We start from the raw sequence: 16,019 nt of genomic DNA, 5'->3' as shown, positions 1-16,019 counted from the left end.
CTTAGCCTCACAACCGGAGACAGTAAAAAAATGGATACTTGGTCTGCTGCCATCATGCTCTTTTTGATCATGGATCCCTTAGGTAACCTCCCTGTGTTCATGTCGGTACTCAAATCGATAGAACCAAAGCGTCGTCAAGTCATCCTAATTCGAGAATTATTATTTGCTCTTGGCATCCTGTTTCTCTTTTTGTTCAGTGGCCAATCGGTTCTCAATTTTCTGAACGTGGAACAAGAGACAGTAAGTATCGCTGGGGGAATTATTCTGTTCCTTATTGCGCTTAAAATGATTTTTCCATCATCTGGCAACCCCAGTGGATTAGCTGTAGGTGAAGAACCTTTTCTAGTACCTCTAGCTATTCCTATGATAGCGGGCCCTTCAACGCTGGCTGCGCTTATTCTTCTTGCCAACCAAGCGCCAGACAGAATGGCTGACTGGTCGATTGCGCTTGCGGCTTCATGGTCGATAAGCGCAGTGATCTTACTATTTTCAAATGTGTTCCATAAAATTCTGGGGGAGCGCGGTCTAGTTGCGATGGAGCGATTAATGGGTATGATCCTAGTTATGATTGCTATCCAAATGTTGCTGGATGGCGTTACCCAATATTTCATGCATGCCACTGGAGCCCTTTAAATGGCAAAGCAAAAACTTAATACCTTTGGGCGCGTTCGCGCCTTGGAAGGCTGGAAAGCCGTTGCATTCGGTGCTGCATTACTTGAGCGTATGCTACCCAACTACACGCTTTTCTGTGAATTAACGGAAAGTGGTGATGCAAGCGCATTGCGCAACTGTTTGAATTTGGCGTGGGAAACGTTGAAATCACCCAAGAGCAAATTCAACATTGCGGTACAGCTTGAGAAAGTTGAAGTGGCTACACCTGATACCAGTGAGCATGACAACTATGGCGTTTATCCAGCAATTGATGCAGCTATTGGTCTAGCTGGTTTGCTAAATTTGATGGCAGGCGACGATCCGCAAGGCGCAGTGGTCATCAGCAAGTTATCGCAAGGCAGCGTAGAAGCCTATTTGCTAGAAAGCGAAGAAGCCGATGACGAGACTGTAAAAGGGCATCCGCTGATGGAGTTTGAAGTTGAGGTACAAAACGAATTGCTTGATTATGTAGAGCAAGCCAAATACCCAGCGAAAGCGGCAGATGAAATGAAAGCACTTGCCTTGGAAGCTGGAATCTCCAATATTGGTCTTGAGCTTTAATGACAACGCAACTTGATCTTGCTTAGGTAAAACGAGCAACAGATCCTTAGCTCTTATGCTCAATAAAAGCCGTGTACTTAAAGGTCACGGCTTATCTCTCCTCAATTGAGGCACTTCAATCGTTATCAATCAACATATCTCAATTAGCATATAGCGCAGCGCGCTAGTTTGTTTGTCTTTAATAATTTGCCAATGGGCGGGGAGAGCGGGCGTTGTTAGCGCACTTTCGTGCTCTAAATACACCACGCTACCACTATGAACAAGTTTGTTATCTTCTAGCGCAGCCAGCGTAGGTGCTACCAATGATTTCGCAAAAGGCGGATCGACAAAAATAATATCGTAAGGCGCTTGGCTGATGCCTTTTAAAATACCTAGTGCGTCCCCTTGATGAACGGTTGCTGACGCCAGTTCATTTGCTTTTAATAAGGTAAGATTACTTTTAAGCTGGCTTGCTGCCTGTTTATCCAGCTCTATAAAATCACAATGTGCTGCATAGCGAGACAGAGCTTCTAAACCTAGCCCACCAGAACCCGCAAATACATCCAAGCAGCGTGCATCGTTTATGTAAGGCATTAACCAGTTAAACAAAGTTTCTTTGTTCCTGTCTGTAGTTGGCCTTAACCCTTCTGCATTGAGTACGGGTAACTTTCTACCACGCCATTGGCCACCGATAATGCGTATTTGCCCAGGACTATTTGTGCTTTGGGTTTTCCCTGATTTTTTCCCTTTTTGGGATGAATAAGGTTTTTTTGCAGAAGATGGTGCCCGAGTAGGGCGAGAAACTCGCTTCATAGTGGCTGACAATGGTATCATGCGTTCATACATTAGGCGGCAAGTGTAGCCGAAATTGCTAAGAATTTATAAGGATTTGTCCTAACGATGTCGAAACTTTTTGGCTGGTTCAGTAAGAACAAAAAAGCAGATAAACAAAAAGCCCAAGCGGAAGAAGCTCGCTTACAGGCAGAAGCTGAAGCAAAGGCGAAGGCGCAAGCGGAAGAAGAGGCCCGCGCTAAGGCAGAAGCTGAAGCACAGGCGAAGGCTCAAGCGGAAGAAGAGGCCCGCGCTAAGGCAGAGGCTGAAGCAAAGGCGAAGGCACAAGCGGAAGAAGAAGCTCGTGCAAAGGCAGAAGCTGAAGCACAGGCGAAAGCCCAAGCGGAAGAAGAAGCTCGCGCAAAGGCAGAAGCTGAAGCGCAGGCGAGGGCTAAAGCTGAAGAAGAAGCGCGTGCAAAGGCAGAAGCTGAAGCACAGGCGAAAGCCCAAGCGGAAGAAGAAGCCCGCGCAAAGGCAGAAGCTGAAGCAAAGGCGAAGGCACAAGCGGAAGAAGAGGCCCGCGCTAAGACAGAAGCTGAAGCACAGGCGAAGGCGCAAGCGGAAGAAGAAGCTCGCGCAAAGGCAGAAGCTGAAGCACAGGCGAAGGCTAAAGCCGAAGAAGAAGCGCGCGCAAAGGCAGAGGCTGAAGCACAGGCGAAAGCCCAAGCGGAAGAAGAAGCCCGCGCAAAGGCAGAGGCTGAAGCACAGGCGAAGGCGCAAGCGGAAGAAGAGGCTCGCGCAAAGGCAGAGGCTGAAGCGCAAGCTAAAGCCAAAGCCGAAGAAAAGCCGAAAGAGAAAAAGTCGTTATTCGCACGTTTAAAAGAAAGCCTATCTCGTACAAAAGAGAATTTAGGTAGCGGCATAGTAAGCCTGTTTAAAGGCAAAACCATTGATGATGAGCTCTATGAAGACCTTGAAACTCAGCTGTTAGTCGCTGACGTGGGCATGGATACTACGCAAAAAATCATCGATCACCTAACCGATAGTGCTTCTCGAAAAGATTTAAAAGATGCCGAAGCCTTGCTGGAGATCATGAAGCAGCAAATGTCGGGAATGTTGTCTCAAGTGAATCAGCCTCTGTCAGAAGTGATGCAGGCCCATGATTCCAGTGAAGGTCCGTTCGTTATCTTAATGGTTGGCGTAAATGGCGTAGGTAAAACCACGACTATTGGTAAGCTGGCTAAGCAGTTCCAGCAAGAAGGTAAGAAAGTGATGCTTGCTGCGGGTGATACCTTTAGAGCGGCGGCGGTTGAACAGCTTCAAGTATGGGGCGAGCGCAACGATATTCCGGTTATCGCACAGCACACTGGCGCTGACAGTGCATCGGTACTTTACGATGCACTAGAAGCAGCAAAATCGCGCGGCACAGATATCCTTATTGCCGACACGGCAGGGCGCCTGCAGAATAAGAACAACTTGATGGAAGAGCTTAAGAAAGTGGTTCGCGTAATGAAGAAAATTAATCCGAATGCGCCTCACGAAGTTATGCTTACATTGGATGCAGGTACAGGGCAAAACGCCATTAGCCAAGCCAAGTTGTTTAACGAAGCCGTGGGCTTAACAGGCATCACACTAACCAAGTTAGACGGTACAGCGAAAGGCGGCGTTATATTCTCTATTGCCGATAAGTTTAAAATTCCTATAAGGTATATAGGTGTTGGCGAAAGTATTGATGATTTACGCCAGTTTGATGGACAAGAATTTATTGATGCGTTGTTTAGCGAAATGGACACACCTGAAAGCTAAAACCAGCAAAGCGGTAGGGAAAAATAATGATAAAGTTTGAGCAGGTAAGCAAAACTTATCCGGGCGGACAACGTGCGCTAAGCAAGGTGAATTTTCATATTGCGCCGGGTGAAATGGCCTTTTTAACAGGGCATTCTGGCGCAGGAAAAAGCACGCTACTTAAACTTATCAGCCTAATGGAGCGCCCAACAGTAGGGCGCGTTCTTATTAATGGCCACGACCTTAACGCCATTACCCGTCGAGATATTGCCTATATACGCCGCGATATCGGCATGATCTTCCAAAGTCACCAGCTGCTAATGGACAAGTCGGTTTTTGACAACGTGGCGTTACCGCTAGTCATTGAGGGTTACACCCACAAAGAAATTCGCAAGCGCGTAGAAGCTGCGCTTGAAATGGTAGGGCTAAGAGATAAAGCGCGTTGCCTGCCTATTACGTTGTCTGGTGGTGAGCAGCAGCGAGTGGGGATCGCGCGAGCAGTAGTAAATAAACCCCCGTTACTGCTGGCAGACGAACCGACCGGTAACCTCGACCCCAAGCTTTCTATGGAAATTATTCGTCTTTTCGAAGACTTCAATCAAGCGGGCGTGTCAGTACTTATTGCAACCCATGATTTAGGGCTGATTGCTCGCATGCGTTATCGCACGCTGACCCTCAAAAATGGTCAAATGATCACCGATGGCCTTACTGATGATCTTGATGGCACAAGTTCAGCCAGCAGTGAAGGAGCCTGGTCATGAGTATTTTGTTTAAAGGGCGTGCAAAAGGGGCGTCTTCTGCCAAAGTGGGCTTTATTCAATCTATTGTGATGTTCTTTGTCAGCCATGTGCGCCAAGCGCTGGCGAGTCTTGGAGAGCTGTGGCGTCAGCCGCTGGCATCTTTAATGACTATTGGGGTACTAGGCCTGAGTATTACGCTACCTAGTACGCTTTATATCATGGTGAAAAATACTGAGAAAATTACAGCAGGCTGGGATCAGGCTTCAGAAATATCTCTGTTTTTAAAGCCAAATATCAACGCGGCAAGTTCGCAACAGCTGGTGGCACGATTAAACAGCTGGTCTGAAATAGACAGCGTTGTTTATATTCCAGCGGATGATGCGCTTAAAGAATTTCAGCACTTGTCAGGATTGGGCGATGCCATCGCCTATCTAGAGAAAAACCCACTGCCTGATGTAGTACTAGTAACGCCAAACGAAAAACACGCGTCACCGACGGCAGCCAAAGCACTGCTAGATAAGCTGCGACAGCAGCGTGAAGTTGATATTGGCAAACTGGATATCGAATGGTTAGAGCGACTATATGCCGTTATCGATATTGCTAGAGACTTGGTTACGCTAATAGGGTTACTACTTTTCATCGCCGTTGTACTAATTATTGGTAACACCATTCGTCTGAATATTTTGAACAAGTATGACGAAATCGTAGTGATGAAGCTGGTTGGCGCAACAGATGCGTTTATCCATCGTCCGTTCTTATATACAGGCTTCTGGTATGGCCTATTGGGCGGACTAATGGCATGGTTTGCCGTTATTATCATACTATGGTGGATGGATAGCAGCATCACTACGTTTGCCGCTATGTATCAGAAGGATTTCAACATTACCGGATTAACCGGTTCTGCATTGCTGACAATGCTGGGACTATCGGTGCTGCTCGGTTTACTGGGCTCACTTATCTCTGTGCAGCGTCATGTAAGGGAAATAGAGCCCAAGTAATCGTAGACGTGAGTATACTTACACGCCTACAGTGCGAAATATATAAGTCACTGTATGACGTTATTGGCGGTAAGTAGGCGTGTTCTTAGTTTTGTACTTAAGCTATCGCACGGGGGTAGTGTGAGGAGATAGCGCTGCGTACTCCATTGCCCCAAATGATGGCTTGGTTATACAGCATATGCAGCTGCTTCTGGTCAATATTGAGCACTTTAGCTTGTTTTATGACATTCATCCAAAGGGCGCTTTCAAAGGCGCGAACCAAAGTCATATAGCTGTTCATTTCTAAGTTCTTGCCAAGTAGTGCATCGTTAACCTCATCGGAGAGCGGCAGCTGCTTTACAATGTCTGTCATAGACTGATCAAGTAACCCTTCAAGAAGCGAAAATAAACCAACCAAAAAGGAGATGGGCGGATTATTTCTAAGACCTCTACGCTCAGCAAGTAAGTCGAAAAACTTAGCGCGAACTAAAGACATATGAATGATTTCAAGGGGCTTTTCATCGCCTAAGTTCGTTAAACTTAATAAAGCGATGAATTTCTTAATCTCTACTTCACCCATGTAATTAAGCGCGTGCTTTAGTGATGTAATTTTGTAACGCTTATTAATAGTGGGGTTATTGATAAACTTCAGCAATAAGAAGCTTAAGGTGGCGTCTCGCTCTATAATTTGGCTGATACGGTCTATGTCAAAGTCGCTGCTAGAGCTTTCGCCCATCAAATCAACAATGTTCATTTTAGACGCAGGAAGCTGTCGTAGAATACGTGCTTCCGGTTGCGAGAAAAAATAACCCTGGAAGAAGTCGAAACCCAAATCTACGCACGTTGAAAAATTATCTTGCGTATCAACCTGTTCCGCCACTAATTGCACGTTCGCATCGTGATAGCGCGGAATGTGCTTTTCAATGGTTTCAAAGCGGGTTTTTGTCACATCGACTTTCACAATATCGATAAGAGGAAATATGTCGTGTTTTGAACCCACCATCATGGGATCATCGATAGCTAGCTTAAAGCCAAGTTGCTTTATGTGCTGGCATGCTTCGAATAGTCCGCTGGTGTTGTCGGATGGATCAGCCAGTTCAACCACTACCGACTCAGGGTTAAGCGATGTAGGAAAGCGCGAAATAATTGTATCTGACGAGAACGTGATAAAAGACGTTTTTTCGCCGCTGATATCATCAAGCCCAAGTGGATGGAAGTGCTCAGAAATATACTTAGCTTTCTCTTCGTTATGTTCCGGATAAGCACCAGACTTGCCATCTCTGAACAGAAGCTCATAGGCGAAAACACTTTTGCTTTTATCTAAAATAGGCTGGCGAGCTATAAACGCGAACATAATCTATTCCTGATACAACACGGTTAAGGTTATTTTTATTGTTATATTTAGAGGCTTAGCTAGCGCTACGTCACACGCTAAGGTTAGGTGTTCTTTAATGTGTAATCCAAAAGAACTGACCCTAGTCTATGATATGTAAGCGCAATCTAACAACTATTCAACGATTAATTTCACATCAACTGGCGTAATCGTAGGCTTAGTTGTCGTTCAAAGCGGCCTTATGAATGTGTTTAGCCCACTTTATCGCTTCGTTGTAATAACTATGCAGAAGACTCTGTTTAACACCATACTTTGTTGCGAATTGCTGAATGCCCGTCCATTTAGCTCTTTCAAAGAATTGTGACAGCGTCAGGCAGTTGCGAAGCACACCAGGGCTTCCGCACAGGGCATCTTTAACGTCGTCACTGATTGGAACCTTGCTGACCAAATCGTCAATTCGCTGTTCCATCATGGCATCAAGCAAAGAAAGCAGGCCAGTAAGAAAACCTTTTAACGGGTCATCGGCACCTTTAAGCTGGGTGTAGACCAGTTCACAGAACTTTGCGCGAACAAGCGCCATTTGCATTAGCTCAGTAGGCTGACCATCGCTTAGGTTTGCAAGAGCCAGCAGTGATATGAACTTCTTCACTTCTACTTCGCCCATAAAGGTTAACGCGTGTTTAAGTGACGTTATTTTATGTCGCTTGTTGACCAGAGGATTGTTGATAAACCGCAGCAGCAAGTAGGTAAGCGAGGGATCTCGTTCAATGATTTTGTTTACTTCATCGAAATTAAGCTTTGCCTGGCTACTTAGCGTAAGTAACTCCATCATAGTTAGGCTGCTGGGCCCTAACTTTCTGTGCCTTACGATTTCGGGTTTAGCTAGAAAGTATCCTTGGAAATAGTCGAAACCCATATCTTTGAATTTATTGAATTCTTCATAGGTCTCAATTTTTTCTGCAACCAACTGTATTTTGTTCGACTTGAAGCGTTCGACAAGGGCGGGAATTTTTTCGTGGGGGATCTCTGTAATGTCAATTTTGACTATGCTGGTAAATGGAATGAATGCTTCCCACTTCCCTTTCATGTCATAGTCGTCAAGAGCAATAGGATAGCCAAGACCTCGAATATGTTTGCAAGCGGCTACCAGCGCATCATCAACGTCAACGGTTTCTACAATCTCAATGACCACTTTGCTTGCATCCAGAGAGGTCGGAAAACGAAACATAAGTGTGTCGCGGTGAAAGTTGATGAAGGCTTTCTTATCTCCGGTTATCTCCTCAATACCTAAGCTTAAATGGGTAGAGGTAAGAATTTTCGAGGTAGCCTCGTCAGGAGGTATATCGGGAAAGCAGTTATCTTCTCCAACACGAAAAAGTAGTTCGTAGGCGTAAACTTCTCTGTTTACATTAAATATGGGCTGTCTAGCGACGTAAGCAAACATCAAGATCCTCTTTGCTTCACTTGCCTTACTCCTTTCCTTAAGTATTTCCCTTCCAGTCTTTTATAATTGTTGTCTGGAAAATGCTGTACAGCGGTTGTAGTGCAAAATCGATTAATTCAATCTATTATTTTCAGTTTCCAGCCAGAAAAGCAAGGTATAAGATGACATATACAAGGTTTAAATACTGTATTGACGCGTAGGCACCTTGCTGACTTATCTTAGAGATAGTGGAAATCTTATGTTTCGGGTAACTAGCGTGTAATAAATAAGCGTTGGATTTCATACCAGTGAGATTAGCCTTCACTTTGGTATGTGTAATTAAAGTATAATGATGTAGTGGTTAAATGACCGACCCAAAGGCACGACGCCAGAAAGTGCAGCGTGTCATTCGATGTGAAGTCGATAGTCTAGGTTTAGTGTTTGCGGTGAATACATTCGTAAATGGACCGCAAGCTTTAAAGTTGAACTTTTTTTCTTAATTTAGGTCTTGATATTGTAGAAATAGTCACTATACCTACATATCGGTTAGACTTCATATCTTAATTAGGTCTCGCGCAGCTTCGGTTACTTTGCTAATATGAAGCGGCAATAAATGAGGTGAACAATGAGCAACAATTTGCAATCTATGGCCCTGTCAGTGCCACACAGCGGTAGCATTGAAGGCTACATCCAAGCTGTAAGCAGCATTGATATGCTTAGCGCTGAGGAAGAGCGCGAGTTGGCAGTGCGCCTTCGCGAAGACGAAGACTTACAAGCCGCTCGTAAGCTAGTAATGTCACATCTTCGTTTTGTAGTGCACATTGCAAAATCTTACTCAGGTTATGGCTTACCACAAGCCGACTTAATTCAAGAAGGTAACATCGGTCTGATGAAAGCCGTTAAGCGTTTCGACCCAACAGTGGGCGTACGTTTGGTTTCTTTCGCGGTACATTGGATCAAAGCAGAAATTCATGAGTTTGTACTTAAAAACTGGCGAATAGTGAAAGTTGCGACAACCAAAGCGCAGCGCAAACTGTTCTTTAACCTTCGTAAGGCGAAGAAGCGTCTTGGTTGGTTTACTCATGACGAAGTGCAAACAGTAGCGAACGAATTGGGTGTGAGTACAAAAGAAGTGCTTCAAATGGAAGCGCGTATGAGCTCTCAAGACCAAGCGTTCGATTTAACTGCGGACGAAGATGAAACAGGTAACTTTGCGCCAGTTCAGTATTTAGAAGACAAATCTTCAGATGTTGAAACTGACGTAATCAACAACGACTGGGATACAGCGGCGAGCAAGCGCTTGTACTCAGCGATTAAAACGCTAGACGAGCGTAGCCAAGATATCATCGAAACTCGTTGGTTAGCAGACAACAAGATTACTCTGCAAGACTTAGCTGATAAATATCAGGTTTCTGCAGAGCGTGTTCGTCAAATTGAAAAGAACGCGATGAAAAAGCTTCAAGCAGCTATGGTCGCGTAGTACACGCAGTGCATTGCTTACAAATAGCTTAACGACGAAAAAAGCGCCTTAACGGCGCTTTTTTTATGAGTGGATTTTTGTTCTTAGTGACGGCTCGTACGAATTAGTGATGATCGCTAATCCGTAACGCTACTCTTCTTCATTTTTAGAGGGAGGAAGTACGTAGAATACCCCTTCAAATTCCGCCACAGGGGTGTCGCCATCTAAAATTGCCACACTCAGCTCAAACCTTGCCTTGTTGTCGTTCTCTAGCGGCTTGAATTTTCCAGACAAGGTTTCAATATTACAGATTGCCCTTGGTTTCATCGTGATGGGTTTGTGGTAATGAATATCACCATCGCCCAATACAATGTCACCGTCTAATCCACGCTCTTTAAGCTGCAGGTAAATCATGCCCCAGCCAGTTAGTGTAGCTAAAGAAAAAATACTGCCAGCAAACATAGTGCCGTGAATATTGATGTTTTTGTTTAATGATGCACGGGTTTCAAGCGTGCGGCCTGTGTACTGGTAAAGCTTAATTCCCATGTGCTCGGTAATGGGAATGGTCTCAGACCATGTCTCTTGCAGCGATTTACACCACTTAGGGTGAAGTACCAATGTGTTGTTTTCAGTGAACTTCTTGACCATTTGTTGACGTTTAAGCATGCCTAGCTCATTAGGCGCTTCACGCTCAACTTCAAAGCCACATGCGCTAAAAAAGTCGATAGATATTTCGCGGCTGTTCGTTACAGCGCGCTCGGCGCCCAAGTCTTTCGCAACGTTTTCGAGTGCGGCCATGATCATTTGGCCTAAGCCCTTGCGTTGATGGCCTGGGTGAACCGCAATATGACGAATTTGTGCCTCTTCGGCTGTGTTCAAATGCACACGGCCGCAAGCTACAATTTCGCCATTTCGGTTAGTAATAATACGGTGCTCTGCGACTTGTTCATATTCGTCTTTTTCAGAGCCTGGAGGGAAATTCCATGGCTGGCGTAAGTGTTCCCACCGAAAATGAAAATAGGCTTCAAACTCGGCATCGCTTTTTGGTGTGACTACCTTGTACACAATAAACCGGCCTTCTTAAATGAATGAACGAGTATTTAAACGTAAGAATACATGCGGTACAAGCTTAATTATGTAAGCAAGTTTGGGATGCTGACGAAGCGTACGATTTTACCCGCTAAACGCTAAATTGAAAGGTGACGGGGCCGTCATTAATTAGGCCTACTTGCATATCAGCGCCGAACTCGCCGGTGGCCACCACCATACCTTTATTTTTTAGAGACTGAACGAACTTTTCATAAATGGCTTGGCCGTGTTCTGGCGATGCACCGCGTGAAAAACCAGGACGATTACCTTTCTGCGTATCGGCTACGAGTGTGAACTGAGAGACCACCAGTATTTCGCCTCCCACTTGCTCAACATTTAGATTCATTTTTCCGTCTTCGTCACTGAACATGCGATATCGACAGAGCTTATTTGCTAGTTTCTCAATCTCCGCGTCACCGTCTTCTTTCTCTACACCCAAGAGCACCAGCATGCCTTTACCAATTTCGCCGATAACATTACCGGCAACGGTGACATTGGCTTCCGATACGCGTTGAATTAGTCCTATCACTTTGACGACTCCTGAATAAAGCGAGACATGTCGCGGGTAGCACGGCAGAGCGCGTAACCTATACTAGGCTCGGAAGTACTGTGCCCCGCGTCGGGGATAATTTGTAGCTGACTTTGAGGCCACGCTTTGTGAAGTGCCTCCGCCGCTTCTGTTTTGCAGATCATGTCGTAACGACCATGTACAATTGTTCCAGGAATATGACTTATTTTACTAATGTTTTCAAGAATATAGTTTTCATCTAGGAAGCATTGGTTAGATAGGAAATGGCATTCCAATGTGGCTAGACAGGTGACCAGCTGCATAGGGTAATTAGTTGTCGAATCACCCACACCAGGTGGTAGCGTTATACGAGAAAGTCTCTCTTCCCATTGGTACCATCTTTTAAGCGCTGAATGTCTTAGTACATCATTGCTAGAACGCACCATTGCGCTATAGAAATCACACACTGAATTAGAGGTCACAGGCTTAGGCACATCTTTTGTAAATTTCCGGTAATACTCGGGAAATAACTGAGCTGCACAGCCATTTGGCGATAAAAACCAATCCCTGTCTTCCTGTCGAGCTAAAAATACGCCACGTAGAATGAGTCCTGTCACTCGCGGTGTGTACTTTAACGCGTAGAGCAGGGCGAGTGTCGAACCCCACGAACCGCCAAACAAGAGAAATTTTGGAATTGAAAGGTGTGTACGTAATGCTTCGATATCTTCAACATTCGACCACGTGTCGTTATTTAGCGTGTCAGCTATAGGCGTAGAGCGGCCGCAACCACGTTGCTCATAGCCGATAATGCGATACTTATTGCTGTCAAAAAAGCATTTGTAATTAGGGGGTAAGCCTGCACCTGGACCTCCGTGAATAAAGAGTACGGGGATGCCGTTTGGATTACCACTTTGCTCGAAGTAAAGCGAATGCCCACTTCCCACTTCGATAAATCCATTTTCATAGTAGGTAACATCGGGGTAAAGTCGTTTCATTTTGTTTCTGCGCGTTGTGTGAGTGCCTGTTTTAGTTTAGTTTATTGTTATACAAACGGTTGCGTGCTGACTGCTTCAACGCTGTTTATGCTTGTAAAATAAGCGATAAATCTTAAGTGTATACTATAGAACAAGTGTCATTACGTGCTAGCTAATCATATTATAGTCATAAATGCGAGGATGTTTATATGGCAGGTCAAGGATCGGGCGGTAATGTAATCGCCGCAATTTGTAACTTCTTTATTCCTGGTTTAGGTCATTTGGTTCAAGGCAGAATACTGGGCGCGCTGTTCTATTTCATTACCGTAGGCGTGTGCTATGCCCTGGCTGCGACCGTCGTTCTTGCTATCGTATTCTGGCCATTAGGTGCCATTTTGCATCTAATCAGTATTATAAGCGCAGCGCGCTTTAGAGGTGGAGTAACCGCATGAAGCTACTTGCATCAGCATTTGTTGCTATGCTTGCCCTTAGTGGGTGTCAGTCTGCATATTACGCAGCATGGGAAAAGGTGGGCGTTGAAAAGCGCGACATCTTAGTCGACCGCGTTGAAAACGCTAAAGAGTCACAAGAAGACGCACAAGAGCAGTTTAATTCGGCGCTGGAGGCATTTAGCGCGGCCGTTGCATTTGATGGCGGAGAGCTAGAAGACGTTTACAACCGCTTAAATGGTCAGTACGAAGACAGCGTTGCTGCTTCAGAAGAAGTGAGTTCACGTATTGATAAGGTGGAAAGTGTAGCTGAGGCTTTATTCGATGAATGGTCTGAAGAGCTAGAGAAGTATGAGAACGCATCGCTGAAGCGAGATAGCGCAGCGAAGCTTCGCGAAACTAAGCGTCGTTACGCTTCACTAATGACGGCTATGCGCAAAGCGGAAAGTAAAATGCCGCCAGTCTTGAGTGCGCTTCAAGATAATGTGCTGTACTTGAAGCACAACTTAAATGCCAGCGCGATAGGCGCACTGCAGGGCGAACTCTCTACTATCGAGAACAACGTCGCTCAGCTTATCAGACAAATGAATTCTGCTATTGCAGAGTCTGATGCGTTTATTTCTTCAATGAAAAACTAGCTTTTAAGCAGTAATAGATAGAGAGGGAGCGAGCAGCTCCCTTTTTTATTAAAAACTGAAGGGCTGGTTATTCTTGAGGTACCTTGCGGGGTTCGTTTTCTGCTTTTCGGTTTTCAAACGCTTCACCCAGGCTGCAGGTAAATTCAGCACCAAACAGCACAATTATCCACGACAAATACACCCATAAAAACAGAATAGGTACCACTGCAAGCGCGCCGTAAATAAGTTCGTACGAAGGAAAGTTCGTAACATATAGCGCAAAGCCTGACTTGGTAATTTCAAAAGCGATAGTAGCCACGATAGCGCCCACCAGTGCGTGACGAGCAAAGACCCTTCTATTAGGAACCACCATGTATAAAATGGTGAAAGCAAGCATGGCTGCGCCGCTTGGTACAAGGCTGAGTAAGAAAGTACCAAGACCTGGTGTGTATTCTTCGGTGAATGCCGCTAATCCCGTCAAATAAGAACTGACTACCACACTGGAGCCGATTAACATAGGACCAAGAGTGATCACCATCCAGTAAATAGCAAAGGTATACACAATCGGTCTGTCACTTTGCGTACGCCAAATTCTATTCAGGGTTTTATCTACGTTTGATATAAGCATTAACGCAACGACCAGCAGCGACAAAATACCAATAGCACTCATTTGTGAGGCATTGCCTACAAAATCGGTCATGTATTTATGCACCACATCACTGGCGGTAGGTACAAAGTTGCTAAAAACAAAATGTTCTAGCTTGCTTCTCACAGATGCGAAGGCAGGAAAAGCCGACATAATGGTAAAGGTCACCATGATAAATGGTACTAAAGATAACAACGTTACATAGGCTAAGTGCCCAGCAGAGATAGTAATATTGTCTTCTCTACAGCGCTTTATGAAGATGCTAAAGAGATCTCTAACCTGAGGAGTAACATTGTTATATAAGGCTTTAACCTTGTCTAAATCCACTCAATTTCTCCTGACGATACCGTGTAAATGGTAAACAGCGCGGTCTTATCTATGCGGACTGTTATAAAGCATCGATAGTTCATTACATGTTATATCAGATGGTAACTGCGGGCGGCCTTGGTGGCAAAGTTTAATGCAGGCTTTATGCAACAAAGGCGCATTGACTGCGCCTATTGTGGAGTGCTTCATTCAAAAATGTCAGCACGATCCGTATTAAGTGCCTGAGCGCACACCTAGCATGTGGCAGATGGCGTAGCTTAATTCACTACGGTTCAAAGTATAGAAATGGAAGTGTTTTACCCCTTCTTTAGCGAGTACTTTAACTTGGTCCATAGCAATGTTAGCGCCTATAAGATTACGGGTAGCTTGGTCGTCGGCATCAAGGCCGTCGAACATTTTGTGTAACCATCCCGGCACATGAACATTTGTGAACCCCGCAAATTTCACCAGTGTTTGGTAGTTGGTTACCGGCAATATACCCGGAACGATATCTAAGTCGACACCAGCTGCAGCAGCGCGGTCTCTAAATCGAAGGTAAACACTCGTATCGAAAAAGAACTGGGTTATCGCTTCTGTGGCACCTGCTTCTGCTTTGCGCTTAAGGTTTAGTAAATCAAACTGCGCATTTGGTGCTTCAGGGTGCTTCTCTGGATAGGCAGCAACAGAAATATCAAAATCGGCAACGTCTTTTAGCAAGGCAACAAGATCAGAGGCATACATCTCTGTCTTTTCTACTCCTGGCGGTAAATCGCCACGAAGCGCAACAATACGGCGAATACCTGAGTCCCAGTAGTCTTTTGCAATTTGCTTAAGCTCATCACGGCTAGCATCAACACAGGTCAAGTGAGGAACCGCCGCGACACCGGTTTGCTGCTGAATGCGTTTTACAACGTCGTGGGTTCTGTCACGCTCACCGCTATTCGCGCCGTAGGTTACCGACATGTAGCTTGGCTTTAGTGGCGCGAGACGTTCAACTGACTTCCACAGGGTCTGTTCCATGGCTTCCGTTTTAGGCGGAAAGAATTCAAAAGATACATCAATATCACGCAGTTCCGACAGGGACTGGTTTAATGCATCGATACCTTGTGCGTAAGAAACCATGGCTTTTTCTCTCAAAAATGTATTCTTATAGACGTTTAGACGTCTAAATTAAAGAATATATGTCTAGACGTCAAGAGGTTTACACTGCTCAATTGACCTTTTCGTGAACTTGTTTAGAATTTCTCTTCATAACATAAAAAAGAGTAGACCGAGTTAGTACAATGGCAGAATGGAACGGTAAATATATTCACCCCTACGCAGAGCATGGCAAGAAGAGCGAACAGGTAAAGAAAGTCACTGTCTCTATACCTATTAATGTGCTTAAGGCGCTTACTGATGAGCGTACTCGCCGCCAAATCAATAATCTGCGTCACGCCACTAATTCAGAACTGTTGTGCGAAGCATTTTTGCATGCGTTTACCGGTCAACCATTGCCTAACGATGATGACCTGCGCAAAGACAATCCCAATCGCGTACCGGCTGAAGCAAGACGCATTATGGAAGAAATGGGCATTGATCCAAGCTTCGAAAACGATGTGTCGGAAGACGACTGATATTTGGTATTAAAGAGAAACGGCGCTTTGTTGTAAGTTATTGCTAATTGATAACCTACAACACGGCGCCGTTTTTATGTACTTGTATTCTCGAAGCGCACTTTTTAGCAAATAAAGGTTGAGCACTAGCCCCTC

17 protein-coding genes are annotated in these 16,019 nt (G+C 45.0%); 9 read left to right on the top strand and 8 right to left on the bottom strand.

Annotated elements, in window-relative coordinates; all coding sequences use genetic code 11:
* Positions 1-30 precede the first annotated feature (30 nt).
* A complete protein-coding gene (locus ACFI6J_RS05100) occupies positions 31-633 on the top strand; it encodes a YhgN family NAAT transporter (protein ID WP_014977587.1) in 603 nt (200 codons plus the stop codon).
* Positions 634-1,212, top strand: a complete 579-nt coding sequence (locus ACFI6J_RS05095) for a YjaG family protein (RefSeq protein ID WP_371342323.1) — start codon at positions 634-636, stop codon at positions 1,210-1,212. It begins immediately after the preceding gene.
* A 129-nt stretch (positions 1,213-1,341) separates the two neighbouring features.
* Here ACFI6J_RS05095 and rsmD read toward each other — a convergent pair whose 3' ends face one another.
* Positions 1,342-2,025 carry a 16S rRNA (guanine(966)-N(2))-methyltransferase RsmD gene (gene rsmD, locus ACFI6J_RS05090; protein WP_156087021.1) on the bottom strand — a complete coding sequence of 228 codons (684 nt, stop codon included), beginning with the start codon at positions 2,023-2,025 and terminating at the stop codon, positions 1,342-1,344.
* 66 nt (positions 2,026-2,091) lie between these two features.
* On the opposite strand from rsmD, the gene ftsY reads away from it, so the two are divergent.
* Genes ftsY through ftsX form a run of 3 tightly spaced genes read left to right on the top strand, consistent with a single transcriptional unit; the run spans position 2,092 to position 5,485 of the window.
* On the top strand, positions 2,092-3,768 hold the full coding sequence (gene ftsY, locus ACFI6J_RS05085) for a signal recognition particle-docking protein FtsY (protein WP_156087019.1): 1,677 nt from the start codon (positions 2,092-2,094) through the stop codon (positions 3,766-3,768).
* Positions 3,769-3,794: 26 nt separating this feature from the next.
* Entirely contained in the window at positions 3,795-4,508 is a 714-nt protein-coding gene (ftsE, locus tag ACFI6J_RS05080; protein ID WP_014950991.1) for a cell division ATP-binding protein FtsE, read from the top strand.
* Positions 4,505-5,485: a permease-like cell division protein FtsX gene (ftsX, locus tag ACFI6J_RS05075; RefSeq protein ID WP_156087017.1), complete on the top strand. Its 981-nt coding sequence runs from the start codon at positions 4,505-4,507 to the stop codon at positions 5,483-5,485. The genes ftsE and ftsX overlap by 4 nt, the downstream gene beginning before the upstream one ends.
* 97 nt (positions 5,486-5,582) lie before the next feature.
* On the opposite strand, the gene ACFI6J_RS05070 is transcribed toward ftsX, so the two are convergent.
* Together ACFI6J_RS05070 and ACFI6J_RS05065 are read right to left on the bottom strand one after the other, a co-directional pair.
* Positions 5,583-6,818: an EAL and HDOD domain-containing protein gene (locus tag ACFI6J_RS05070; RefSeq protein WP_039226795.1), complete on the bottom strand. Its 1,236-nt coding sequence runs from the start codon at positions 6,816-6,818 to the stop codon at positions 5,583-5,585.
* A 196-nt stretch (positions 6,819-7,014) separates the two neighbouring features.
* Positions 7,015-8,241, bottom strand: a complete 1,227-nt coding sequence (locus tag ACFI6J_RS05065; RefSeq protein ID WP_014950988.1) for an EAL and HDOD domain-containing protein — start codon at positions 8,239-8,241, stop codon at positions 7,015-7,017.
* Between the two features lie 604 nt (positions 8,242-8,845).
* Between ACFI6J_RS05065 and rpoH the strand changes: the two genes are divergently transcribed.
* Positions 8,846-9,700, top strand: a complete 855-nt coding sequence (rpoH, locus tag ACFI6J_RS05060) for an RNA polymerase sigma factor RpoH (protein ID WP_014950987.1) — start codon at positions 8,846-8,848, stop codon at positions 9,698-9,700.
* Positions 9,701-9,829: 129 nt separating this feature from the next.
* On the opposite strand, the gene ACFI6J_RS05055 is transcribed toward rpoH, so the two are convergent.
* From ACFI6J_RS05055 to pip, 3 genes are all read right to left on the bottom strand, one after another.
* A complete protein-coding gene (locus ACFI6J_RS05055) occupies positions 9,830-10,744 on the bottom strand; it encodes a bifunctional GNAT family N-acetyltransferase/hotdog fold thioesterase (RefSeq protein ID WP_014950986.1) in 915 nt (304 codons plus the stop codon).
* A gap of 115 nt (positions 10,745-10,859) precedes the next feature.
* Positions 10,860-11,297, bottom strand: coding sequence for a D-aminoacyl-tRNA deacylase (dtd, locus tag ACFI6J_RS05050; RefSeq protein ID WP_039226792.1), 438 nt, complete (start codon positions 11,295-11,297; stop codon positions 10,860-10,862).
* Complete coding sequence (pip, locus tag ACFI6J_RS05045) at positions 11,294-12,271, bottom strand: prolyl aminopeptidase (RefSeq protein WP_039226790.1); 978 nt, start codon at positions 12,269-12,271, stop codon at positions 11,294-11,296. Before pip ends, dtd begins: the two co-directional genes overlap by 4 nt.
* 188 nt (positions 12,272-12,459) lie before the next feature.
* On the opposite strand from pip, the gene ACFI6J_RS05040 reads away from it, so the two are divergent.
* Both ACFI6J_RS05040 and ACFI6J_RS05035 read left to right on the top strand, forming a co-directional pair.
* Positions 12,460-12,702 carry a hypothetical protein gene (locus ACFI6J_RS05040; RefSeq protein WP_014950983.1) on the top strand — a complete coding sequence of 81 codons (243 nt, stop codon included), beginning with the start codon at positions 12,460-12,462 and terminating at the stop codon, positions 12,700-12,702.
* Positions 12,699-13,337 carry a DUF2959 domain-containing protein gene (locus ACFI6J_RS05035; RefSeq protein ID WP_014950982.1) on the top strand — a complete coding sequence of 213 codons (639 nt, stop codon included), beginning with the start codon at positions 12,699-12,701 and terminating at the stop codon, positions 13,335-13,337. The genes ACFI6J_RS05040 and ACFI6J_RS05035 overlap by 4 nt, the downstream gene beginning before the upstream one ends.
* A 67-nt stretch (positions 13,338-13,404) precedes the next feature.
* On the opposite strand, the gene ACFI6J_RS05030 is transcribed toward ACFI6J_RS05035, so the two are convergent.
* Together ACFI6J_RS05030 and metF are read right to left on the bottom strand one after the other, a co-directional pair.
* On the bottom strand, positions 13,405-14,289 hold the full coding sequence (locus ACFI6J_RS05030) for a virulence factor BrkB family protein (RefSeq protein WP_014980485.1): 885 nt from the start codon (positions 14,287-14,289) through the stop codon (positions 13,405-13,407).
* 213 nt (positions 14,290-14,502) lie between these two features.
* A complete protein-coding gene (metF, locus tag ACFI6J_RS05025) occupies positions 14,503-15,390 on the bottom strand; it encodes a methylenetetrahydrofolate reductase (RefSeq protein WP_171337429.1) in 888 nt (295 codons plus the stop codon).
* Positions 15,391-15,551: 161 nt separating this feature from the next.
* Here metF and metJ point away from each other — a divergent pair, with 161 nt between their 5' ends.
* Positions 15,552-15,884 carry a met regulon transcriptional regulator MetJ gene (metJ, locus tag ACFI6J_RS05020; RefSeq protein WP_014950979.1) on the top strand — a complete coding sequence of 111 codons (333 nt, stop codon included), beginning with the start codon at positions 15,552-15,554 and terminating at the stop codon, positions 15,882-15,884.
* Positions 15,885-16,019: the final 135 nt, after the last annotated feature.

This window comes from Alteromonas sp. G4i13 (genome assembly GCF_054960505.1).
This window is presented reverse-complemented; position numbering and strand designations above follow the sequence as displayed.

Excerpts from the sequence above, each read along its gene's own strand:
- ACFI6J_RS05095 (WP_371342323.1), top strand. The coding sequence starts at position 634 with ATGGCAAAGCAAAAACTTAATACCTTTGGGCGCGTTCGCGCCTTGGAA.
- ACFI6J_RS05100 (WP_014977587.1), top strand. The coding sequence starts at position 31 with ATGGATACTTGGTCTGCTGCCATCATGCTCTTTTTGATCATGGATCCC.
- rpoH (WP_014950987.1), top strand. The coding sequence starts at position 8,846 with ATGAGCAACAATTTGCAATCTATGGCCCTGTCAGTGCCACACAGCGGT.
- ACFI6J_RS05035 (WP_014950982.1), top strand. The coding sequence starts at position 12,699 with ATGAAGCTACTTGCATCAGCATTTGTTGCTATGCTTGCCCTTAGTGGG.
- ftsE (WP_014950991.1), top strand. The coding sequence starts at position 3,795 with ATGATAAAGTTTGAGCAGGTAAGCAAAACTTATCCGGGCGGACAACGT.
- ACFI6J_RS05040 (WP_014950983.1), top strand. The coding sequence starts at position 12,460 with ATGGCAGGTCAAGGATCGGGCGGTAATGTAATCGCCGCAATTTGTAAC.
- pip (WP_039226790.1), bottom strand. The coding sequence starts at position 12,271 with ATGAAACGACTTTACCCCGATGTTACCTACTATGAAAATGGATTTATC.
- rsmD (WP_156087021.1), bottom strand. The coding sequence starts at position 2,025 with ATGATACCATTGTCAGCCACTATGAAGCGAGTTTCTCGCCCTACTCGG.
- ACFI6J_RS05065 (WP_014950988.1), bottom strand. The coding sequence starts at position 8,241 with ATGTTTGCTTACGTCGCTAGACAGCCCATATTTAATGTAAACAGAGAA.
- metF (WP_171337429.1), bottom strand. The coding sequence starts at position 15,390 with ATGGTTTCTTACGCACAAGGTATCGATGCATTAAACCAGTCCCTGTCG.
- ftsY (WP_156087019.1), top strand. The coding sequence starts at position 2,092 with ATGTCGAAACTTTTTGGCTGGTTCAGTAAGAACAAAAAAGCAGATAAA.
- ACFI6J_RS05070 (WP_039226795.1), bottom strand. The coding sequence starts at position 6,818 with ATGTTCGCGTTTATAGCTCGCCAGCCTATTTTAGATAAAAGCAAAAGT.
- metJ (WP_014950979.1), top strand. The coding sequence starts at position 15,552 with ATGGCAGAATGGAACGGTAAATATATTCACCCCTACGCAGAGCATGGC.
- ftsX (WP_156087017.1), top strand. The coding sequence starts at position 4,505 with ATGAGTATTTTGTTTAAAGGGCGTGCAAAAGGGGCGTCTTCTGCCAAA.